Consider the following 21193-nt stretch of genomic DNA (forward strand, 5'->3'; position numbering starts at 1 on the left):
TTATTTTTTATGGATTGCCACACCGCCTATATGGCTGCTCGCAATGACGATATCTATGTATGCATGTATTCTATTTAATTATTACTTCCTGACCATTAGCCCATAAGCTTCTATGTCTTCAAAGCCATTTAGCGTTTTCTATTAAATATGATTCTTAAAATTCGGCAAGTGTAGGATCAGGTTCGCCTGTTAAATTTTTAAGCCCGTCAAATAAAATGTCTAAAAAACCTATTTTATTCTTTTTACAATAATCTCCTACATCTTCACTATGCTTCGCACGATCATCAACAAATACAATAAACTAGCATTTAGCTCTTCAGAAAATTTTGATAAAGTACCACTTTTTGAGTGATTACCGGTTATAAATATACCTTTATAAAAAATAGCATCATCCTTTTGTCCTGAATTATAAATTGCTAATTTTTCATTATCTGAAAATTCGATACCCAGCTCTTTTAGTTCTTTATATCGCCAATCTTGCATAGAAGGAATATTGCCGAATGCTCCCGTATTCATTTGTGTAAGACCATAAACCGAAAACTTTTCCTTGAGCTTGTTTATAACTTCTACCCACTCTTCATCAATTAATATTACTTTTCACTGCAAACGCCAATGACTGATAATTTCCTCATAATTGTCATAACTACTTTTATTTTCCTTAATTCTATCAATTATTTGATTATAAGGCGGCTGCTTAAAAGTTTTTGATTTAGGAGTTATAAGCGTATCGTCAACATCAATGAATATAGATGCACGAGTAGGAGCATTTTTTATTATTAAATCATAAACTTTTTCGGCACTATCGGCAGTTTCAAAATCTTTCATATATACTCCGAAGTAAAATGAAGAGTAGTGATACGAAGTTTAACTTGGAAAAGAGTAACCGGTCTTACAAAGACATTGTTGCTAATTTTTCAAGTGGGGCGAGTATCAAATTTAATATTAAGTTCTTCAGTTAAAATAGCCATTAATTCAAGCCCTGCGCTATTTGTCCATTCGCCTTGTTCATAAAAAAAATGATAAGGACCGCTAACCGGCGACGACAACCAAATTTCTTTGGCGGCACTTTGTTTATTTATTACATATACCCCTTTATCAGTATCAAGGTTTAATATATCGCCTTGTAAATCTACATCTATACTTGCTTCTTTATCCTGCTCTTCTATCTTTTCTGCTATATATGCAATTGTTGTCTCGGCTATTTTACTAAATTCACTATTATTCATGATAACATCCCTTAAGTAGATAAAAATATACGCAAATCAACTTCAAAAAGAGTAAGGAGTCTATAAGGCAAGGAGCGGAGCGTATACTTAATACATAAGCACCACAGCTCTTATAAGACGACGCAGCCAATTTTGAAGTTCATCGAGTAGATGGTTTTTCAGGATCAATTGCCAGCTCAGGTACTTTAATCAAACTTTTTCGATAAGTTTCAACAAATCTATTATGATCATTAAGATTGTTAGAAAAATTATGCCCGCCTTTACCGTCAACTACAAAAAATAATGCATCCGTTTTAGCAGATTTTACCACTGCTTCTAAAGATTTTAACGACGGACAAGAAATCGGACCGGGTGGTAAACCTTTTATATAATAAGTATTATAGGGTAGTTCTTGCAATAAATCTTTTTTTGTTAAAGCTCTTGCTAATTTAAATTTTCCTTCAGTCAAAGCATATATAGTAGTCGAATCGGCTTGTAGCTTCATATTTTTCTTTAAACGATTAATGAATACTGCTGCTATAATAGGCTTTTCTGCATTTGAGCCGGCTTCTTTTTCAATTATCGAAGCTAGCGTTAATACCTCAAGTCTAGTTTTTAATGGAGAATCCGGTGCAAGATTTTGCATTACTTTATCTAAATTAGCAGACATTAAATTTCTCATGTGATCAATTATCTGCTCTTTTTGATCACCGTAAGAAAAAAAATACGTGGAAGGCATTAAAAAACCTTCAGGTATTATCCCTTTTATTTCTCCAAGTAATCGACTTTCTTTATTAATTTTCTTTATAACCTCACTAACTACCGTACCTTCCGGGACAATTATCTTGTGTATTATAGATTTACCGCTTGCTAATATTCTTAAAGTTTGCAGAGGCGATATATTACGAGTAAACACATATTCACCACTTTTAAGAGGTCTTTTTATAGCATAAATTTTAGCAATTACCTTAAAAATTCTTGGATATTTGATTACTTCATTAGAATAAAGTTTTGTAACTATTTGATTTACGGATAATTTAGGTTCAATAATTATCGTTTTATTTTGAGTAAGATCACCCGGCACAAAAATATAAAATATACTAAAATTTAGCAAAGTAATAAATATAGTTAGAGATACTATAACTAAAAAAAGTTTAGTTTTTAATAGGTTGTTTAACATAATAACTATTATTTTTATAAGGCTTAGAAATATTGATAAAAATAATTACCATGAAATGTGGTTTTTTTCTTGACATTTGAAATAACATATAGTAAAACTAACTTTTTGCTAAATTTAAATTATATAGTTTGTGCTAAATCAATCAATAGTTTTAATATTTGGTAATTAAAATGAGATAACTAATAAGCAACACATTAATAACGCAAACCAATTTACTATAACAAGAGTATAATCCTGTAAAATGAAAAGTTAGAATTTTTATTACAAACAAAAAATATACATCTTTATTCATAGTGCATATTACTATACCGGCGTTAATACTGATCTTATAATGGGCATTATATATTATGATACAAGATCACAATACCGATCTAAAACACGAAGAACAGACTGAAAGGTTAAAAGCTTTACAAAATAAGTTAGGAAACTTATCCGGTTTCTTGACAACAATGCGTTCTGATAACAATGAAGAATACAAAAAAATTTCCAATGATTTAAAAATTTTAATGAAACAAATTAATACTATAAGAAAAAACATGGAAATATATTTTGTTATTATATTAATATTAATGTTTATTATAATTCAGAAAATGTTGTGGACCACCGGTTTCAAGTACTAATCTTTCTCTTTTAACAACTTTATTTTAGGTTCTAAGAACTCCTGTTTAATAATTGCTGCAGCTATATAAGAAGGTACAGCGTCATCTCGATCACTTGATACAAGCGAATTTTCCAAGCTAAACCTGTGTTCACGTACTTTTGTACACCTAGCTAGCTTGCCTTTAAATTCATCGTGTCTAAAACTTTCTGAATTTAGCTGTAATCGGTTTGATTTAAATCCTAATTGCTGCAAAATTTTTTGGCTTTCTATTACCTGATCATAAGCTTTCTTAGAATTAAATAATAACTCTTGAAGCTTATTACTAATAAGATTAGCTCGGCAATTAAATTGGATAAATTCCGGAATTATTTCTTTATCGGCTATAATATTTATCAACGTAACATATTTTATTTTTATCAATAGCCTGATAATAAAAAAGCTTATAAGATTAACTTTATAAGCCACAATCATAGGAGTACCGGAAGCTGCTATCTCTAAAGTATTAGTACCGGATTTTGCTAAAGCTACATCCGCAACAGCATAAGTTTTAAGTCTCTCACTTGAAAATAAATAATTAAACTTAACATCTTCTAGAAACGGTTTTATTATTGCCTCATGAGCAGGATTTGCAAGAGTAAATATAACTTTAAGATTATTACAACTCTTGAATATTTCTTCAATAGAAGAAACAAAAACCGATAAATGCCTTAGAATCTCACCCTTCCTACTACCAAGAGTAACACACAAAACTCTCTCATTCTCATCTATTTTAAACTCTTCACGTAAAGCTATTTTATCACTATAAAACTCTTGCTCCATAATCGGATGACCTATATATCTACAATCAAGACCGACTTTAGTAAAATATGGAGGTTCAAACGGTAATAAAGCAAATAAACAATCATAAATTTTAGCGTATTTTACTGCCCTACCCTCTTTATATGCCCAAACTGATGGTGCAACGATATGAATCATTTTCAGCTTTGGTAAAAGTTTCCTTACTCGCTTTGCCACACGATAAGTAAACCCTGGTGAATCTATGGTAATTAATAAATCAGCTTTACTATTTATTATATCCTCCACAGTTTTATCAATTAATTTTTTAAGCTTAAAAATATGAGGCAAAATTTCTACAAAACCCATTAAATTTATTGAAGTAATAGGAAATAAGCTTTTAAAGCTACCGGCTTCCTCCATATATTTGCCGCCAACACCAACAAACTGTACAGCGTCATTCACAAAACTTGATACAGGTGAATTGAGTTGTACTCCTGTATTGTTTTTTAAATGCTGCATTATACGACCACCTACAAAGTCTCCTGACACCTCACCAGCTATAAAGTAAATTTTTGTCATTAAAGATAGTTATTTTTTAAGGTTCTCAATTTCTGTTTGTAATCGCTCTATTTCTTTTATAGATACTTCAGTAATCTCATGTATTTTTTCTATCGAGTTTTTTTTCATTAACATTTTTGTTGCTATTTTTATACTTTTTGTAACTTCACCTTCTTGTTTACCTTTTTTCCTCCCCTCCTCTATTCCTTTTGCCATACCTTGTTCTCTACCTTTTTCTTCAGCAGAAACTATATAATCACGCTCTTTATAGCTTTTATTCATATAGGCATGATAAATTATTTGCTCTTTATGAGTTATCTTCAGTATATCAAGACGTTTTGCTACTTTCTTCATATATGGTGATTTAAAATCTTTCTTAACTTCAGAATGTTTTACTACATATAGCCATTCATCCAATTCATCTCTTATAACATCATTAAATAATGGTACTGATATTACAACATATTCTGGCAATACATTATATAAATCAAATATTTTACCTCTCATATATCCCAAAGAAAATTGCATAGGGTGTTTTTTATCAACTTCTCTAAAAATAGTCTTACCGTGATATAAAGGTGCTTTCATATTATCAAAAGGAAAATACAATAAATTAATATGAAATATTTTTTTATAGTAGAATAATCCTTGCTCTTAGAAATACTATCAACTATTAATCTACTAGAATTAAAACAAGCTTTATGCATAAAAAGATTTGTATAGGATTTATCTATTTCTACTATATATTTATGTCCTGCTGCATCTTCCACAATGACATCTGCTACGCTAGATTTTAAGCTATCATTTTCTTTATTACTGGCACTTTCTAGTAAGGGGCTTTTATTTTAACAGCACTATAACCAACATCTTTAAGAATAGCCGAAATAAATCCCTCAACTATTTCATAATCCCCTTTATCTTTTAATAAATATTTTATAGCGTAATCAAAACTTATTATAGTACTCATATCTTTTATCCTTAAATCATCTTAAATATATTGCAAAAAATGAAGACAGTATACGAAGATCAACTTCAAAAATGCTACGTCGTCCTACAAAAGCTTCGGTACTCACGTATTAAGTTATACGCTGCGTTCCTCGCCTTGTGGACTCCTTGCTCTTTTTGAAGTTGATCTTCGTATACATATTATCAAATTCCATTTTACGGTAACTCAAAGCTTCTGCAATATGCACTTTCAAGACATTATCAACATTCTTAAGATCAGCAATCGTGCGTGCTACTCTAAGTATTCGGTTATAAGCACGCATTGATAAACAAAATTTATTTGCCGCTTCATTCAGTAAATCTTTACCTTCATCCGCAGGCATAGCATAATCTATTAACAACTGCCCATCTAATCTGTTATTTGTTTTAATATTATAGCCCTCATATCTCTTTTCTTGAATTAAACGTACTTTCTCAACTCTTGCAGCTATATATTCAGATTCTTCCTCAGAGTTATCTACAATCAAGTCATAATTATAAACATTAATACTAGATACTTCTATATGCAAATCAAATCTATCCATAATAGGTCCCGATACTTTCATTTGATAGTCGCTAGCACATTTTGGAGCTTTCATACATTCTTTATAAGAATCACCTCAATAACCGCATTTACAAGGATTCATAGCTGCTATTAACTGGAAATTTGCCAGATATTTTATATGAGCATTTGATCGTGAGATTAGTATTTCACCGTTTTCAATAGGCTGTTTTCATGCATCAATAACCTGCTGTGGAAATTCAGGTAGTTCATCTCAAAATAATACTCCGTTATGAGCTAGCGTAATTTCCCCAGACTTTACTTTTTTTCCGACACCGCCACCGACCATAGCGGCCAATGAGCATGAATAATGTGGAGTTCTACACGGCCTTGCTTTGGTAAGTTTACCGTCTAATGATAGCTCTCCTATTATCCAATATTCCGCAATTTCAAGTTCAGATAAAATATTCATTGCGGTAAGTATCGCACAAGCAATCGCAAGATCGAAGTGGCTTCCTTCTTTTACTAAATCTGCCAGAACTAAATTTATTAAAATCTTTTTAGTATGTAGTGCAAGCCCTATAGAAGATAACACTGCTTTAACACGTTAGACTTGCTATATGCCTTATCATGAAATTTTTCTTAAAATACTATTTTGCTAGGTTGTAGATGTTATTGCATGGATACTACTAAATCGTCATTGTGAGCAGACATAGGCTGCGTGGCAATCTCATGAAATAATAACACACTCCTGAGATTGCTTCGTCAATTACTGACGTAATTGCCTCGTAATGATGAACAATAACAATCTTACCTTAGCCATTGATTGAAAAACGTACTATAGCACAAACTTAGCTAAGTCGAGATTAGTTATTATTTTTGATAATTGATTTTCTACGAATTTATCATCGATAGTTATTTTTTTGCCTTTCATTTCGCTAGCTTCAAAGCTTATATCCTCAAGCAAATTCTCAAGTATAGTATGCAGCCTTCTAGCCCCTATATCTTCGACTTCTAAATTAACGGTGATCGCATAATCCGCTATCTTCTCAATAGCAGAAGCAGCAAATTCAAGACGTACGTCTTCAGTACCTATTAACGCCGAATATTGTTTTATTAAACTAGTTTCAGGCTCAAGCAATATTTTAATCATATCATCTTTGGTAAGCGAATTTAATTCTACTCTAATCGGTAACCTTCCTTGTAACTCCGGTAATAAATCAGAAGGTTTAGCAATATGAAAAGCACCGGAAGCAATAAATAATATATGATCGGTTTTAACCGGTCCATATTTAGTATTAACCGTCGTGCCCTCTATCAAAGGTAGTAAATCTCTTTGCACTCCCTCTCTACTTATTTCGGCATTTTTTGCTCCGGAACTACCAGTTGAAGCTATTTTATCAATTTCGTCAATAAAAACTATACCGTCATTTTCAGCTAAATTTATAGCTTGCTGAATAATTTTTTCTTGGTCTATTAATTTTTCTGATTCTTCAGGTATAATAATAGCCATAGCATCTTTAACTAGCATTTTTTTTGTTTTAGTCTTACTACTGCCAAGGGCTCGTCCAATCATATCGCCAAGATTAAGAACGCCCATAGATGCTCCCGGCATACCCGGTATTTCAAAACTTCCACCGCCGACAGGTGTAGTATCAGCTACGCTAATTTCAATTTCCTTATCATCAAGTTCGCCGTTTAAAATTTTTTCTTTGAACTTTTCTCTAGTCTCACTACTAGAAGTTTTACCTACTAAACTATCTAATATTCTCTCGATCGCTTTTTCACGGGCATGAATATCTACTTTCGTTTTTGCTAAAGTTTTTTCAGTATTAACGGCTATTTCGACTAAATCACGAATTATTGATTCTACATCACGCCCTACATATCCGACTTCGGTAAATTTAGTTGCTTCAATTTTATAGAAAGGAGAATTAGTCAGCTTTGCAAGGCGTCTTGCTATTTCCGTTTTCCCGACACCGGTTGAACCAATCATTAAAATATTTTTCGGTACTATTTCATTACGTAAATTACCTTCTACTCTTTTACGACGACAACGATTTCTAAGTGCAATAGCAACAGCTTTTTTGGCCTTTTCTTGACCTACGATAAATCTATTAAGTTCATTCACTATTTGAGAAGGGGTAAGCCCCATAGGGTCTTTTTTATAAGTAGTTTTAGTAGCTTTCATACAACTTTTTCCATTATAATATTATGATTAGAAAATACACACAAATCTGCAGCTATATTCATAGATTTTAAAGCAATTTCTTCAGCAGTTAAATTATTCTCGTAAGACATTAGAGCGCGAGCGGCAGATAGCGCAAATAAACCGCCTGAACCTATTGCTGCAACATTATTTTCAGGCTCTACAACATCACCGTTACCGGTTAAAATTAATATATGACTACGATCAGCAACAATCATCATTGCTTCCAAACGTCTCAAATATTTATCGCTACGCCAATCTTTTGCAAGCTCAACTGCACTTCTAAGTAAATTATGCTTATGTTGCTCTATCTTTACTGCAAGCTTTTCAAATAACGCAAGACCGTCAGCCGTAGAACCCGCAAAACCGGCAATAATTTTATTATTTGCTATAGTCCGAAGTTTTCGTGCTGTAGATTTTAGTACGGTATTACCATGCGAGACTTGTCCATCTGCTGCTATAATTATTTCTTCGTTCTTTTTTAAACAAAGTATTGTTGTACCGTGTAAGGATAAATTATCTGACATAATATAAAATTTATTGATATTAAGTTGTTAATTAAGTACTATTAGAATTACTGTTAAGTAGACGAATAGACGAAGTTTAATTTGGAAAAGAGCAAGGAGTCTGTAAGCCGAGGAGCGGAGCGTATATTAATACGTGAGCATCCGAGGACTTACCAAAACGACGTAGCCAATTTTCCAAATTAAACGAGTATACTTGACTAATCCAGAGTATACTTGAGTATACTTGACTAATCCAATTTAATTAATTATTGTCCCTTGAATTTTCAAGGCTTAAACTTAAATAATGAATATATACGCAATATATATTAACTCCACACAAAAAAATAATAATTTTATTGTTATTGCAGAAGGCTTTTCATGGATAGCGGCTCTTTTAAGTATATTTTGGGCATTATACCATAAAATGTGGTTAATTGTTGCTATTGCCGTAATAGCGAATATAATCGTTACGGCGATTAATATCGAAGAGTTAAAGTTTATATTTAAGATAGTCTTAATATTAGGCTTCGGCTTTTTTGCTTCAGATATTAGAGAAAATTATTTAAAAAGAAATAATTACCGACTAGAAGATATAATAATTGCCAACTCTAGAATTGAAGCTGAATTAAAATTTCTAAAACGTAGTATGCTTGTTTAACAGCAACGTGGTTTCATAAATATTAAATCGTCATTGCGAGCAGTCGTAGACTGCACGGCAATCCAGAAAAAAATTAAAGAAATGCTAAAATTAGCATTTCTTACTGGATTGCTTCGTCAAAACTTACATTTTTTACTCGCAATGACGGAAAATTAAGCCATACAATAAAGCTTTTAACAGGAATAAAATGATGTATAACAAAGAAAATGTTTTTGCAAAAATCATAGGTAAAAATCTTCCGGCAGAAATAATTTATGAAGACGAACAAATTTTAGCATTCAAAGATATAGCACCCGTAGCACCTGTACATATTATCGTTATACCTAAAAACGAATATATAGATTATGCCGATTTCATCTCTAAAGCTTCTATAGACGAAATAAAACATTTTTTTGCTAAACTTTCTGATATAGCAAATGAAGCGGGTTTAGATAAAGACGGTTATCGTTTAATAACTAATAAAGGCGAGAAATCAGGACAAACTATTTTTCATTTCCATTTCCATATTATCGGAGGTGAAAAACTCATCGGATTAATAAATAATGACTAAAAAATACAATATTGCAGTAATCGGAGCTACAGGAAATGTAGGGCGTGAAACTCTAAATATTCTAGCTGAGCGTAATTTCCCCATTAATAAAGTTTATGCTATAGCTTCAGATAGCTCTCTAGGGCGGGAAGTAAGCTTTGGAGAAAAAATACTACAAATTAATAGTTTAAAAAGTTTACATTTTGACGATATCGATATTGCTTTTTTTTGTGCAGGTTCAGAAGTGTCAAAAGAATTTATACCAAAAGCTACTGCTAGTAATTGTGTAGTTATCGACAAATCCTCACTTTTTAGAGTTGATAATCAAGTGCCGTTAATTGTACCTGAGGTTAATTTATCAACACTTAAAGAGTTTAATACTAAAAATATCATAGCTAACCCTAACTGTATCGTCATTCCGCTTGCAGTAGCATTAAAACCGCTAGATAATGAAATAAAGATTAAAAGAGTAGTGATATCTACTTATCAATCAGTATCAGGAGCAGGTAAAGCAGGAATGGACGAACTCTACGACCAAACAAAATCTAAATATGTTTTTGGAGAGAATGATCCTAAGAAATTTCCAAAACAGATTGCATTTAATCTTTTTCCTCATATAGGTGATTTAAATAAAGATGGCTATACAAGTGAAGAAGCAAAAATTGCTTCTGAACTAAACAAAATTATAGGTAATCACTTTAAAGCTAGCGTTACTTCTGTTAGAGTACCAGTATTTATCGGTCATTCTATATCGGTTAACATAGAATTTAACGACAAAATTGATGCCAAAGAAGTCGAAGAAATATTACAAGATGCCGATGGAATTGTTACAATTTCTAATAATAATTACCTTGCGTATATCTCACCCGTTGAAGTGGTAGGCGAAGATGCCGTATATGTCTCCCGAATTAGAAATGACGTAAGTAGAGATAATACGATAAATCTATGGATCACATGTGATAACTTACGTAAAGGAGCAGCTTTAAACAGTGTTCAAATTGCTGAAGAATTAATTAATAATTATTTATAATATAACTAATATGGATAATAAAAATAATAATCTAAATAAAAAAAACCCACTAGTAATAGCATTAGGCGAATGTAGAACAGCTTTTTGGATAGTCTTTTGGTTTGCTTTTGTAATCAACTTACTAATGTTAATTACTCCTCTTTACTCACTACAAGTTCTTGATAGAGTCCTTGGAAGCGGTAATCTACAAACATTATTATTTTTATCAATAATAATCGCATATATTTATTTTGTTTACGGATTATTACAAATTGCTCGTTCTTTTACACTTATAAAGGTAGGAGAATGGCTTGATAGAACAGTAGCTCCCGTAATTTTTGCTTCTTCAATTTCTGCAGCTGCAACACGAGCAAATATGGGTTCTAGCCAATTATTACGTGATTTTCAAGCCGTCAAAACATTCCTAACAAGTACCGGAATTAATACTTTATTCGATGCCCCTTGGAGCCTTATCTATATTGCGGTTATTTTTTCAATTCATCCATATATCGGTCTTATTACCGTTTTTGGTGCAATTATAATAGTTTCAACCGCTTTCTTTAACGCTGCAGCTACTAATAAAACACTTGGTGAAGCTACCGAATTTTCGATAAAAGGTATGACACAAGCCGATATTGCAAACAGAAATGCAGAAGCAATTGAAGCAATGGGAATGATGAAGAATGTTACAAAAAATTGGCATAAATTTAACATATTAGCACTTGATAAGCAATCGGTTGCTAGCTATCGTAACGGTGTTATTTCTAACTTTTCAAGGTTTATCCGTAATATAATGCAAATGGCTGTTACCGGAGTCGGTGCTTACATTGTTGTAAAATCTCACAGTGCAGATATGACTCCCGGTAATATGATTATGAGTTCTATCATAGTCGGTAGAGCTCTTGCTCCTTTCGATAATGCTATTGATTTATGGAAAAGTATGAGCGGTGCTATTAAATCATACAAAAACATTAATAATTTATTTAACACTTATTCTTCTAGAGACGAAACGATGCCAATTCCAAACGTTGATGGTCATCTTACTGTTGAAAATATTTATTATGCTCACCCTATACCGCAATATTTACCGCAACCTCCCGTACCGAAATATATCTTAAAAGGCGTTAGTTTTGCAGTACAACCGGGCGAAGTTTTAGCAATTATCGGTCCTTCGGCTACAGGAAAATCAACTTTAGCTAAAATCATAGTCGGGGTATGGAAAGAATCATCAGGTTCCGTACGTTTAGATAGTGCTGAAATTTATCGTTGGAATAGAGAAGATTTCGGTAGACATGTCGGCTATCTTCCTCAAGGAATAGAACTTTTTAACGGTAGTATTAAACAAAATATAGCTAGAATGGAAGAAGATGCCGATCCGCAAAAAGTTATTGAAGCAGCTAAAATAGCCGGAGCTCATGAAATGATATTAAGATTCCCTGACGGTTATGATTCTGATATCGGTCCTGCAGGCTCTAATCTATCAGGTGGTCAAAGACAGCGTATCGGGCTTGCTAGAGCTTTTTACGGTAATCCAAAACTCATCATTTTAGATGAGCCTAATGCTAATTTAGATGAGGCAGGTGAAGTTGCCCTTGCAAGTGCCTTAAAACAAGCAAAACTTAAAGGAATAGCAGTTCTTGTAATTTCACATAGACCATCCGTATTATCTGTTGTTGATAAAATTCTAATATTACAGGATGGAGCCGTTGCAGTTTACGGAACGGAAGAAGAGATTCAAAAACACTTTAAAACTTTAAAAAGCGGTACAATTCATATTAATAACTAAAGTGTCATATCGTGACTTGGTTGGCATTGTTGCATGGCTTCCAAATCATCATTGTGAGGGAACTTTAGTGAGCGTGGCAATCTCATGAATTCTATCGAGATTGCTTCGTCAATTACTACATCATGTCCTCGCAATGACGCAAAATACAAACAATACTGACTAAATATAATAATGATTAAATATTATGCAGGACTTAAAACACAATAAACCTCAAATTACTCCGGAACAATTAAAACAATTATTGTCCTTAAGAGAAGATGCGTTAAATCTTAAAGGTCAAAGTTCTAAACGTAAAGCTTTAATAAATACTACATTAAAGAAAACCTCTCATGCTATAGAATTCTTATTAGTAAAACTTGATAGGTTTGTTAATTTTATTACCAAGAAAACCGATAAAGATCGTAATAACGTAGCCCAAGCTGCAAGATCACCTATACTTTTCGGTATTTATGTTATGATCTTTTTAGTATTAATAGGTGGATTATGGTCGGCTCTTGCTCCACTTGATAGTGGTGCTGTAGCTGTCGGTATCGTAATGCCAAGCACAAATAAAAAAACGATTCAACATCATGAAGGCGGAATAATCAATGCTATTTATGTGAAGCAAGGTGATAAAGTCAAAGAAGGCGATAAATTAATAGAGCTTGAAGAAACTAGAATAAAAAGCGAACATGACAATATTCTTGGTCAGTACCGTAATTTTTTAGCAACTGAAAATCGTTTAATTGCCGAACGTGATAATTTAGAACAAATCGAATTCTCTGATTTTCTAATGCAGGATATCAATTTACCGGAAGTAGCTAAAATAATTCATACGCAGGAAAATTTATTTAGATCTAGAAAAGAAGTATATAACTCAGAGAAAGATGCATTACATCAAAATATTGCTCAACTTGAGAAAAAAATTGAAGGTTTAGAAGCAAAAAAAGTTGCCGCCTCCAAAACTGCGGAAGTTTATCAAGACCGTTTAAAAGCTTTAAGAACGTTAAAAGAAAAAGGCTTTGTACAAAAAGCAGCCTTATTAGACCAAGAGGCAAAAGTTGCAGCTTCAAAAAGCGATGTTGCAACAACTGAAGCCGAAATAGCAGGAATACGCCATGCTATTACCGAAACTCAAATTAAAATTATAAATCAACAAAATAAATACACTGAACGGACTTTAACAGAGCTTCGTGAAGCTCAAGTACAAACCGCATCTCTTAAAGAAAAATATAATGCCCTAACGGATTCGCTTAATCGTGTGATAATCAGATCACCTGTTGACGGTATAGTTAATAGTTTAAAATATCATACAATAGGCGGTGTTATAAGTCACGGACAACCTATTATGGAAATTTCGCCAACTAATGACCCATTAATAATAGAAGCAAAGGTATCTCAAAAAAACATTGACTCAGTACATGAGGGATTAGTTGCAAAAATACGTTTCAGTGCATTTAAATCAAGAACAACTCCAACATTTACCGGTAAAGTAGTAAGCATATCTCCCGATATCGTACAAGATGAAAGACAGTATCCGGGACAACAACAAGATAATTATTATGTTGCAAGAGTTGAAATCGATATGGATGAATTTAACAAAGTTGCTAAAGTTAAAAATCTTGAATTACACCCCGGTATGCAAGCTGAGGTACAAATCGTAACAGGTACTAGAACACTACTTAGATATTTACTTGATCCCGTTACTGATACTGCATTTAAAGCTTTCAGAGAAAAATAGATAATTTGAAAATTTTAAGTTAGATAACTTTACGAAACCTAAATATTGTAAATATTTATTAAAAATTCTTAATCCTTTATTGACTTTGAATCAAAAGCAGTATAGCTTATTTTGTAATCTAATTAATATACAAAGGTTATGTTAGGCTACGAAAAAGAACAAAGAAGTTTAAATACAGAACAAAAACAAGCAGTCGGATTACTTTCTATAGGTACATTTCTAGAGTATTTTGACCTTATGCTTTATGTACATATGGCGGTGCTTTTAAATAATTTATTTTTTCCGGAATATGATCCTTTCACTTTTTCGTTGCTTACTGCCTTTTCTTTCTGTTCTACCTATTTGCTAAGACCTATAGGAGCATTAATATTTGGGTATATAGGCGATCATTTTGGACGTAAGATTGTAGTTGTTTTAACTACCCTATTAATGGCTATTACTTGTGTGATTATAGGCAGCATGCCAACATATGCACAGATAGGTATAACAGCCTCTTGGGTTCTTACTATATGTCGTATAATTCAAGGTATGTCAGCAACTGCAGAAGCACGAGGTGCAGAGCTGTACTTAACCGAAAATTCATCTCCTCCTATACAATATCCATTAGTAACAATTATAACCGTATTTTCTGCCGTAGGCACTACGGTAGCACTAGGTATTGCATCAATTTTTACTAATCAAAATATTTATCACCATGAGTCAAGTTGGCGTATAGCCTTTTTCGTTGGTGCAACTATCGCTTTTGTAGGTACTATTGCAAGGACTAGTTTAAAAGAAGCAGAGGCATTTTCAAATAAAAGAAACCAATTAAAACTAAGACTTCAAGAAAATAATATTATGCTTGAAGAAATTGACAAAGATATTCTAGATCAAAAAGTTCCAAACACCACTTCTATTTGGTATTTCTTTATCCAGTGTGCTAGACCACCGTGTTTTTATTTCGTATATATATATTGCGGTGATATATTAAAAAGAGAATGTGGATTTACTCCAAATCAAATTATAAATCAAAATTTTTGGGTATCTATAATAGATTTACTCGGTATTATCGGTCTTGCATTTATTAGCTATAAAATCCATCCTTTAAAAATCCTAAAGGTAAAATTATATCTATTTTTTACCTCTCTCATTTTTTTTCCTATAATGTTAAATTATAACCCTACTCCTTTATATATTTTTATTTTTCAATGTTTAGCTGCATTATTCGTATTTGATCACATACCAGCAGCTCCTATATTTTATAAATATTTTCCGGTTTTTAAGAGATTTACATATACTAGTATGCTAAGTGCAATAGCAAAATTATTTACTTATATTATAACGTCATTTGGTTTAGTTTATATTACCAATTATCTAGGATATTGGGGATTATTTTTAATTTTCATTCCGGTAGGTATAACTTTTTTTATGGGAGTAACTTATTTTGAGAAAATGGAAACGAATCGAAATTTATAATTTTATTAAAAGTAGAATTTATATTAAATTTTAAATTATTTTTATAACATTCAGCATATATAAGCTCTGAAACTGAAGGTATTTCAAGTATTTCACTTAACACTAAAAAGCTTTTTAATGTCTCTTTAATTATTTTATGAGCTTTTTCAGGCGATTTTGCTTCCAAAGTTTGTAAATTATGTATTCTATCAAAAAGTTTTATAAGAGCAGTATCATATCTTTTTTGTTTAATTAATAAAATAAGACTTTTCTCGCTACTTATTTTGCCCCAAGGTTTAATTCTAGTTAGACCTGCTACATGCCTTGCTACTTCTTCATCAAAAATATTGCTAATTATTTCTTCAGTAAGTTCAGTATCTTCAATAGTGTCATGAAGTAATGCAGCTTGTAGCATTCTAAAAGTAAAGAGTTTAGGCACTTCTTTTGCTACAAATTCCGCTACCATAATCGTTACTGCGATTGGATGAGAATAATAAGGGTCACCTGATTGACGCATTTGCTCACCATGATATTTACGAGCATAATAAATACCTTTTTGAACTTCTCTAATATCGATAGGTTGTTTGACTTGGGTATTTAAAAATAAAAGCCTTTCGATTAATTGATCTGAATATTTACAGCTTTCAAAATTTTTTTCCCAATATTCTATATCTTTCATACAATCGTCCCATATATATAATATATATATTATTTTATTGTTTTTTTTGATGATTATCTTTTATATTTTCTTTTTAAAATCCAATTATTATTTATTAAAAATCTCTATATTTAATAAATTTTCTATTTTTAATGCTAAAAAATAACTATATATTAAAAATAGTTTTTTACAAAGGTTTATATGTCATTCTTAACTATCACCTACATTTTTCTCATTACAACAATATTTCTTTTTCGTCTGTATGGCTTAGGAAGTATTCTTTCGAGGGTTTTTTAAAAAGAACATTACAAAATCTTTTACCAGAACAGCAGATTTTAGCTGTTATTATAGCATCTTTAATATTTGGGATTACATATTTTCAAGGCAGAATATATAGCTTTAAGCACTATATACGGTTTTTTCTATGGTTATGCATATTATAAAACAGGCAAAATATTTATGCTCTGTGATAGTTCATTTCGGTCTAAATTTATGCCATGTATTATTATTTACTTATCCTGCTCTTAAAACTTTGTGAAATAAATGTAATTTTAATAGACAAAGTTATAGAGTTTTTTTATTTACAAATAGTAAACATAATAACTAAGTTTTATGAACAAAGACATCCCTACAGATTTATTACCTTCAGAATATGAGTTAGCAAGCTCTAGTAATGCTGCTTTGACCCTACTTTTAATGGAAGCAACCTTATTATTCTTGTTTGGTTATTGCTGCTACTGTTGTTTCAATAATGAGCCAAAAGATATGGGGCTTGAATTAATCGGTGATCACCACGAACATGATGAATAATATTTTTTAATTATTGCATGGTTCTTAATGTCATTCCTGCGAAAGGCTTGCCTACGTGGCTCGAAAATAGTCATTGCGAGGAAATTATGAAATAATTGATGAAGCAATCTCAGGAGTTTGTTATTATTTCATAAGATTGCCATGCAGTCTACGACTGCTCGTAATGACGGGGTGGTATCCACGCAGGCAATGCCCAACCTACAATTTACTTGGATCAAAGCTAAAATTAATCTCTTTCCAATGGTTAAAGCGTGCAGAGTCAAGGTTTTCGATAGGGCTTGCTTGCCATACCGCTCTAATTGCATTATCTGCCAAAGCTTCACAAACACTAGCCGGAATATTAGGACAGATTTTTTTGTTAACCTTTGCCTGCTCAACATTACCTGCTTTATCTAGCGTAATACTAATAATGACTTTTACCTTATTATTACCTCTAACTCCTGCCGGTACATTACTCCAATGTCTTTCAATCTGTCTTTTTATCAAAGATGTTTCACTATCGGAAAGAGACAGCCCATCCGTATAAACCCCTTTAGCTTCTTGTGCATTATCAGCTTTTTTTGACCTTTGATGCTTATTGGATTTTACATTATCCCCTTCTGAAGATTGCTCTAAATGCTTCAGCAAAGAATCAAGCTCATCGGTTTTAGGCTCTTTTTTCTTCACATCTTTAGGTTTCTCAGCCGGTTTCGTTTCCTCTTTCTTTTCTTCGGGCTTCTTCTTTTCTTCTGCTTGTTTTTTTTCTTCTTCTTTAGGTTTTTCTTCCTTTACTTCTTCTTTCTTCTCAGGTAACGCTTCTTTTGCTTCTTCAGACTTTGGTTCTTCTATAGGTTTTTTCTCTTCTATTTTAGGCTTTGCTTCCATTGTTTTAGCCTCAGGCTCTTTTGCTTTTTCTTCTTTTGGCTTACTCTGCTCAGATTTTTTAGCGTCTTCGTTTTCTATAGGGGCTTCTTTTTGCTTTGTCTGAGTGATAATATTTGATTTATCGCTAACAGGTAACATTTCAAAAGTTATAGTTTGCTCTTCCGGTAATTTTTCAAAAAGTGACGGCATACCGAATAGAAAAAAATATAAAAGAAGTAAGTGCAGAACAATAGAGAAGCTAAGGAAAACCGTAAAATTATCCTTATTTTGATTACTTTTCATTATTTTTAATATTTGAAATAAGAGCTACACGAGAAAAGCCGGCAGCATGAATTTCGGCAACTATCTCTACTACCTGCCCATAAGAAACATTTCTATCGCCTCTTACAAAAATTCTAGCATCCTTTTTTTCTTTAGTGATATTTGCAAGCTTGTCGGTTAAATGCATTCTTTCTATTGGAATTTCAAGTAAGAAAATTTTGCCTTTATTATTGATCGTAACAACCAAAGGCTCATCCTGACCTGAAATCGGGCTTGAATTTGTCTCAGGCAAATCCACGTTTACCCCTGACACAAGCATTGGAGAAGTAATCATAAAAATAATTAATAGCACAAGCATCACGTCAACAAGCGGCGTAACGTTAATTTCGCTAACTACCGCTCTTTTACTTTTTCTATTACTTCCGGCAAGCTTTATAGCCATTACATTTTCTCCTGATCAATTGCCTTAGAAAGTATAGAGTTTAACTCACTAATAAAATCTTCAATCTTATTATTGATAAGAGTAATACGGGAAATCAGATAATTATAAAAAATTACTGCCGGAATAGCTGCAAATAAGCCTATCGCAGTTGCAAGTAACGCCTCAGCAATTCCGGGAGCTACTACGGCAAGAGAAGTATTTTTTGAAGTAGCAATCGATTGGAAGCTATGCATAATCCCCCAAACGGTACCGAATAAACCTACGAAAGGAGCACTTGATCCAACAGTTGCCAAGAAGCTTAAATTTTTCTCGAGCTTTTCGACTTCCCTATTTTGAGCTAAGTACATTGCACCCGTTATACGCTCTTTATGGTTGTTTTTTAAGCCTTCAGAAAGCCCTTTAGTGCTTAAGCTTTTACACTCATCCATAGCTGAGACAAAAATTAAAGCTAGCGGATTATTAACCGACCTCTTTATGCTTTCATATAATTGTTCTAATACTCCACCGGACCAAAACACATTTTCAAATGCCCGCATGCTTTTCTGCACTTGCACTAGCTTAAATATTTTATCCAAAATAATAGCCCATGACCAAATAGAGGCAATAAGCAACATCAGCATAACTGACTTACCGATAATGTCGGAGGAGCTTATTAAAGAAAAAATCGATAAATGATCTTGCGTAATGACTTCTAAACCATCACTAATATTAGTATCTGCACTCATTGAATATATATTATTTAAATTATTCTAAAATTAAATAATATATTCATATTTTATTTTTGTCATTAGGTTATGTGAAAAATTTTAGTCATCAATTTAGTATGGCTTTTGCAAAACACTTCAGTGTCATACCGTGGCTTGACCACAGTATCCAGAAAATAACTAAAAATACTAATAATATTAGTATTTTTAACTGGATTCTGTGAATAAATCACGAGGTGACACATATTTTTAAACCATTAATTTAATATCTCTTGACTCATGTCAATTTTTCATATAAAATGCCGCTCTTAAATTTAATCTAAAGTTGCACATAAAATTAATTCAATATTAAAAAAAACTTGAATCTATAGCTGTTGTTCCATGGCTTAATAAATACAAAATACAAACAATTATTTACCTCAGATGAATTAGAAACTGAGCTGTGTGATGATATAATCATTCAAACTCACGAAAATAAAAAACATTTTAATAAAGAGTTATTTATATTATCTAATAACGTTGTTGAGAGAGCAAAGAGAAGAGATAAAGCAATCAGAAGTTGCTGTTATTTTTTCTTCGGACTATAGAGCAAATTTATATTCTATATTTACTTGGTTAACTAACTTTCAGTTAGAATAATATGCTAGATTTATATTAAATCTTCCAAAGAATTATAAGGACTATGAAGATTATTTTTTACAAGAAAAACAACAAGACAGATATTCAAAAATCAAAGCTTTTAATAATGTTCAAGATAAGAAATTCTTGGCGAGAAAATATTTCAATTTATCAAAGCACGAACAATCAAATAATTACCCATTGTTTCAAAAAAATACTTTAAAATTGCAAAAATATTTAGAATATCCTTATGAATATAATACTGCAATTGATAAATCTGAATTTCTAGGTTCTGTAGATAGCTATTATAATTATTCTTGTGATAATATAAATTATATATTAATAAAACAATCATTTATTAATAAAATTAATATGCTGAAATCAGAAAATATACAAAAATCCGATAAAGCTCCTAAAGTTATAAGTGAAGACACTTTTTTTAGACCTTATGGCCTTCCATCTTATTCTATTTACTATATGGATGACGGCACAACTATATATCGTGAATCTGAATCACCTTATTATTATGATAAAGTTAAAATTGATAATCAGGAAGTAACAAAAGGTACGGATAAATTTCTTGGCAAATATAGAGGATTTGATTGTTACGGTACAATGTCTAAAAAAATCTATAACACCTTTGATAAAAGTAAAGTTACCTCTTTTGTTTCTGCTTTAAAAAAAGGAATAATATATCACAAACACGGAGTAACCGGAGTTAAACTTATTAAAGAAAATGCTTTTAAAGCTAAGTGGGACTGTGATGACTGATTATTTACGAATATATTATATTTTAATGAACAAGGGTTATTATTAAATGTTGATGAGTATGGTAACCATGCTGAAATAAAAAAGTTTATTAGCGGTCATCATTTGGAGTTTTATAATGTGGAGTGATTAACTTTAAGATTCTGCTTTGTTGTATGACTCGATTTTTATTGTCATTGCGAGGAAATTGCATAGCAATTGACAAAGCAATCTCAGGATATTTGACGAGATTGCTACGCAGCCTATGGCTGCTCGCAATGACGACTCGGTATCCACGCAACAACGCCTCCTCGCAATGACGATATCTATATTGCATGAACAATACCTAAAACTTACGTTGCCGTATTTCTCAATATAATCATCATAAAGATTGTTGATTTTAATTTACCTTTAAAATCAACAATCTTTTT

The 21193-nt window shown here is 31.9% G+C and carries 25 protein-coding genes and 2 pseudogenes; 10 read left to right on the plus strand and 17 right to left on the minus strand.

Annotation, left to right across the window (positions count from 1 at the left end; genetic code table 11):
- Window positions 1-255: 255 nt before the first annotated feature.
- The 4 genes from RSIB_RS09625 to mltG all read right to left on the minus strand — a co-directional run bounded on the left by RSIB_RS09625 (window position 256) and on the right by mltG (window position 2385).
- Complete coding sequence (locus RSIB_RS09625) at window positions 256-516, minus strand: hypothetical protein (RefSeq protein ID WP_004996082.1); 261 nt, start codon at window positions 514-516, stop codon at window positions 256-258.
- Between the two features lie 81 nt (window positions 517-597).
- Window positions 598-825 carry a hypothetical protein gene (locus RSIB_RS09630; RefSeq protein ID WP_032850858.1) on the minus strand — a complete coding sequence of 76 codons (228 nt, stop codon included), beginning with the start codon at window positions 823-825 and terminating at the stop codon, window positions 598-600.
- 89 nt (window positions 826-914) lie between these two features.
- Window positions 915-1226 (minus strand): iron donor protein CyaY, encoded by a 312-nt coding sequence (gene cyaY / locus RSIB_RS04485; RefSeq protein WP_004996083.1) that lies wholly within the window; start codon window positions 1224-1226, stop codon window positions 915-917.
- Between the two features lie 139 nt (window positions 1227-1365).
- Window positions 1366-2385 carry an endolytic transglycosylase MltG gene (mltG, locus tag RSIB_RS04480; RefSeq protein WP_004996087.1) on the minus strand — a complete coding sequence of 340 codons (1020 nt, stop codon included), beginning with the start codon at window positions 2383-2385 and terminating at the stop codon, window positions 1366-1368.
- Between the two features lie 347 nt (window positions 2386-2732).
- On the opposite strand from mltG, the gene RSIB_RS04475 reads away from it, so the two are divergent.
- Entirely contained in the window at window positions 2733-3005 is a 273-nt protein-coding gene (locus RSIB_RS04475; RefSeq protein WP_004996088.1) for a hypothetical protein, read from the plus strand.
- Here RSIB_RS04475 and lpxB read toward each other — a convergent pair.
- From lpxB to hslV, 8 genes and pseudogenes are all read right to left on the minus strand, one after another.
- Window positions 3002-4342 (minus strand): lipid-A-disaccharide synthase, encoded by a 1341-nt coding sequence (lpxB, locus tag RSIB_RS04470; RefSeq protein ID WP_004996090.1) that lies wholly within the window; start codon window positions 4340-4342, stop codon window positions 3002-3004. The genes RSIB_RS04475 and lpxB overlap by 4 nt on opposite strands.
- 9 nt (window positions 4343-4351) lie before the next feature.
- Window positions 4352-4930, minus strand: coding sequence for an RpnC/YadD family protein (locus RSIB_RS04465; RefSeq protein WP_004996093.1), 579 nt, complete (start codon window positions 4928-4930; stop codon window positions 4352-4354).
- Entirely contained in the window at window positions 4906-5091 is a 186-nt protein-coding gene (locus tag RSIB_RS04460; RefSeq protein WP_004996096.1) for a hypothetical protein, read from the minus strand. Before RSIB_RS04460 ends, RSIB_RS04465 begins: the two co-directional genes overlap by 25 nt.
- A 56-nt stretch (window positions 5092-5147) precedes the next feature.
- Window positions 5148-5288 carry a hypothetical protein gene (locus RSIB_RS09065; RefSeq protein WP_016728103.1) on the minus strand — a complete coding sequence of 47 codons (141 nt, stop codon included), beginning with the start codon at window positions 5286-5288 and terminating at the stop codon, window positions 5148-5150.
- Window positions 5289-5397: 109 nt separating this feature from the next.
- A complete protein-coding gene (locus RSIB_RS10640) occupies window positions 5398-5871 on the minus strand; it encodes a magnesium chelatase subunit ChlI family protein (protein ID WP_458693799.1) in 474 nt (157 codons plus the stop codon).
- A pseudogene (locus RSIB_RS10645) lies at window positions 5869-6402 on the minus strand (ATP-binding protein); the annotation flags it as partial. The pseudogene RSIB_RS10645 and the gene RSIB_RS10640, both read right to left, overlap by 3 nt.
- A 243-nt stretch (window positions 6403-6645) precedes the next feature.
- Window positions 6646-7998, minus strand: coding sequence for an ATP-dependent protease ATPase subunit HslU (gene hslU, locus RSIB_RS04445; protein WP_004996100.1), 1353 nt, complete (start codon window positions 7996-7998; stop codon window positions 6646-6648).
- A complete protein-coding gene (hslV, locus tag RSIB_RS04440; RefSeq protein ID WP_004996101.1) occupies window positions 7995-8543 on the minus strand; it encodes an ATP-dependent protease subunit HslV in 549 nt (182 codons plus the stop codon). The genes hslU and hslV overlap by 4 nt, the downstream gene beginning before the upstream one ends.
- 81 nt (window positions 8544-8624) lie before the next feature.
- Between hslV and RSIB_RS07495 the strand changes: the two genes are divergently transcribed.
- The 7 genes from RSIB_RS07495 (at window position 8625) to RSIB_RS04410 (ending at window position 15679) form a co-directional block, all read left to right on the plus strand.
- Window positions 8625-8726, plus strand: coding sequence for a palindromic element RPE5 domain-containing protein (locus RSIB_RS07495; protein ID WP_014410558.1), 102 nt, complete (start codon window positions 8625-8627; stop codon window positions 8724-8726).
- 100 nt (window positions 8727-8826) lie between these two features.
- Window positions 8827-9180 (plus strand): DUF2628 domain-containing protein, encoded by a 354-nt coding sequence (locus tag RSIB_RS04435; RefSeq protein WP_004996102.1) that lies wholly within the window; start codon window positions 8827-8829, stop codon window positions 9178-9180.
- Between the two features lie 190 nt (window positions 9181-9370).
- Entirely contained in the window at window positions 9371-9730 is a 360-nt protein-coding gene (locus tag RSIB_RS04430; RefSeq protein ID WP_012150637.1) for an HIT domain-containing protein, read from the plus strand.
- The gene (gene asd / locus RSIB_RS04425; protein WP_004996121.1) at window positions 9723-10739 is read left to right on the plus strand and encodes an aspartate-semialdehyde dehydrogenase; all 1017 of its coding nucleotides are present in this window, start codon (window positions 9723-9725) and stop codon (window positions 10737-10739) included. Before RSIB_RS04430 ends, asd begins: the two co-directional genes overlap by 8 nt.
- A gap of 10 nt (window positions 10740-10749) precedes the next feature.
- The gene (locus RSIB_RS04420) at window positions 10750-12504 is read left to right on the plus strand and encodes a type I secretion system permease/ATPase (RefSeq protein WP_004996124.1); all 1755 of its coding nucleotides are present in this window, start codon (window positions 10750-10752) and stop codon (window positions 12502-12504) included.
- Window positions 12505-12688: 184 nt separating this feature from the next.
- On the plus strand, window positions 12689-14224 hold the full coding sequence (locus RSIB_RS04415) for an HlyD family type I secretion periplasmic adaptor subunit (RefSeq protein WP_004996126.1): 1536 nt from the start codon (window positions 12689-12691) through the stop codon (window positions 14222-14224).
- Between the two features lie 138 nt (window positions 14225-14362).
- Window positions 14363-15679: an MFS transporter gene (locus RSIB_RS04410; RefSeq protein ID WP_004996127.1), complete on the plus strand. Its 1317-nt coding sequence runs from the start codon at window positions 14363-14365 to the stop codon at window positions 15677-15679.
- On the opposite strand, the gene RSIB_RS04405 is transcribed toward RSIB_RS04410, so the two are convergent.
- Window positions 15630-16337, minus strand: coding sequence for an HD domain-containing protein (locus RSIB_RS04405; protein WP_004996129.1), 708 nt, complete (start codon window positions 16335-16337; stop codon window positions 15630-15632). The two genes, RSIB_RS04410 and RSIB_RS04405, sit on opposite strands and share 50 nt — an antisense overlap.
- A 591-nt stretch (window positions 16338-16928) precedes the next feature.
- On the opposite strand from RSIB_RS04405, the gene RSIB_RS05775 reads away from it, so the two are divergent.
- The gene (locus tag RSIB_RS05775; RefSeq protein ID WP_016728104.1) at window positions 16929-17126 is read left to right on the plus strand and encodes a hypothetical protein; all 198 of its coding nucleotides are present in this window, start codon (window positions 16929-16931) and stop codon (window positions 17124-17126) included.
- Between the two features lie 198 nt (window positions 17127-17324).
- On the opposite strand, the gene RSIB_RS05780 is transcribed toward RSIB_RS05775, so the two are convergent.
- From RSIB_RS05780 to tolQ, 3 genes are read right to left on the minus strand one after another with little or no spacing between them, the layout of a single operon-like run.
- Window positions 17325-18272, minus strand: coding sequence for an energy transducer TonB (locus RSIB_RS05780; RefSeq protein ID WP_032850860.1), 948 nt, complete (start codon window positions 18270-18272; stop codon window positions 17325-17327).
- The gene (gene tolR / locus RSIB_RS04400) at window positions 18262-18693 is read right to left on the minus strand and encodes a protein TolR (protein ID WP_004996134.1); all 432 of its coding nucleotides are present in this window, start codon (window positions 18691-18693) and stop codon (window positions 18262-18264) included. Before tolR ends, RSIB_RS05780 begins: the two co-directional genes overlap by 11 nt.
- A complete protein-coding gene (gene tolQ, locus RSIB_RS04395) occupies window positions 18693-19418 on the minus strand; it encodes a protein TolQ (protein WP_004996137.1) in 726 nt (241 codons plus the stop codon). Before tolQ ends, tolR begins: the two co-directional genes overlap by 1 nt.
- A gap of 969 nt (window positions 19419-20387) precedes the next feature.
- Between tolQ and RSIB_RS04390 the strand changes: the two genes are divergently transcribed.
- Window positions 20388-20786 (plus strand): hypothetical protein, encoded by a 399-nt coding sequence (locus RSIB_RS04390; protein ID WP_050396458.1) that lies wholly within the window; start codon window positions 20388-20390, stop codon window positions 20784-20786.
- Window positions 20787-20942: 156 nt separating this feature from the next.
- Here the strand turns inward: RSIB_RS04390 and RSIB_RS09070 are convergent.
- A pseudogene (locus RSIB_RS09070) lies at window positions 20943-21088 on the minus strand (polysaccharide polymerase); the annotation flags it as partial.
- Between the last annotated feature and the right edge of the window lie 105 nt (window positions 21089-21193).

The sequence above is a fragment of the Rickettsia sibirica 246 genome (genome assembly GCF_000166935.1).
Classification (GTDB): domain Bacteria; phylum Pseudomonadota; class Alphaproteobacteria; order Rickettsiales; family Rickettsiaceae; genus Rickettsia; species Rickettsia rickettsii.

Excerpts from the sequence above, each read along its gene's own strand:
- RSIB_RS09625 (WP_004996082.1), bottom strand. The coding sequence starts at position 516 with ATGAATACGGGAGCATTCGGCAATATTCCTTCTATGCAAGATTGGCGA.
- RSIB_RS09630 (WP_032850858.1), bottom strand. The coding sequence starts at position 825 with ATGAAAGATTTTGAAACTGCCGATAGTGCCGAAAAAGTTTATGATTTA.
- cyaY (WP_004996083.1), bottom strand. The coding sequence starts at position 1,226 with ATGAATAATAGTGAATTTAGTAAAATAGCCGAGACAACAATTGCATAT.
- mltG (WP_004996087.1), bottom strand. The coding sequence starts at position 2,385 with ATGTTAAACAACCTATTAAAAACTAAACTTTTTTTAGTTATAGTATCT.
- RSIB_RS04475 (WP_004996088.1), top strand. The coding sequence starts at position 2,733 with ATGATACAAGATCACAATACCGATCTAAAACACGAAGAACAGACTGAA.
- lpxB (WP_004996090.1), bottom strand. The coding sequence starts at position 4,342 with ATGACAAAAATTTACTTTATAGCTGGTGAGGTGTCAGGAGACTTTGTA.
- RSIB_RS09065 (WP_016728103.1), bottom strand. The coding sequence starts at position 5,288 with ATGAGTACTATAATAAGTTTTGATTACGCTATAAAATATTTATTAAAA.
- RSIB_RS10640 (WP_458693799.1), bottom strand. The coding sequence starts at position 5,871 with ATGAAAGTATCGGGACCTATTATGGATAGATTTGATTTGCATATAGAA.
- hslU (WP_004996100.1), bottom strand. The coding sequence starts at position 7,998 with ATGAAAGCTACTAAAACTACTTATAAAAAAGACCCTATGGGGCTTACC.
- hslV (WP_004996101.1), bottom strand. The coding sequence starts at position 8,543 with ATGTCAGATAATTTATCCTTACACGGTACAACAATACTTTGTTTAAAA.
- RSIB_RS04435 (WP_004996102.1), top strand. The coding sequence starts at position 8,827 with ATGAATATATACGCAATATATATTAACTCCACACAAAAAAATAATAAT.
- RSIB_RS04430 (WP_012150637.1), top strand. The coding sequence starts at position 9,371 with ATGTATAACAAAGAAAATGTTTTTGCAAAAATCATAGGTAAAAATCTT.
- asd (WP_004996121.1), top strand. The coding sequence starts at position 9,723 with ATGACTAAAAAATACAATATTGCAGTAATCGGAGCTACAGGAAATGTA.
- RSIB_RS04420 (WP_004996124.1), top strand. The coding sequence starts at position 10,750 with ATGGATAATAAAAATAATAATCTAAATAAAAAAAACCCACTAGTAATA.
- RSIB_RS04415 (WP_004996126.1), top strand. The coding sequence starts at position 12,689 with ATGCAGGACTTAAAACACAATAAACCTCAAATTACTCCGGAACAATTA.
- RSIB_RS04410 (WP_004996127.1), top strand. The coding sequence starts at position 14,363 with ATGTTAGGCTACGAAAAAGAACAAAGAAGTTTAAATACAGAACAAAAA.
- RSIB_RS04405 (WP_004996129.1), bottom strand. The coding sequence starts at position 16,337 with ATGAAAGATATAGAATATTGGGAAAAAAATTTTGAAAGCTGTAAATAT.
- RSIB_RS05775 (WP_016728104.1), top strand. The coding sequence starts at position 16,929 with ATGAACAAAGACATCCCTACAGATTTATTACCTTCAGAATATGAGTTA.
- RSIB_RS05780 (WP_032850860.1), bottom strand. The coding sequence starts at position 18,272 with ATGAAAAGTAATCAAAATAAGGATAATTTTACGGTTTTCCTTAGCTTC.
- tolR (WP_004996134.1), bottom strand. The coding sequence starts at position 18,693 with ATGGCTATAAAGCTTGCCGGAAGTAATAGAAAAAGTAAAAGAGCGGTA.
- tolQ (WP_004996137.1), bottom strand. The coding sequence starts at position 19,418 with ATGAGTGCAGATACTAATATTAGTGATGGTTTAGAAGTCATTACGCAA.
- RSIB_RS04390 (WP_050396458.1), top strand. The coding sequence starts at position 20,388 with ATGCTGAAATCAGAAAATATACAAAAATCCGATAAAGCTCCTAAAGTT.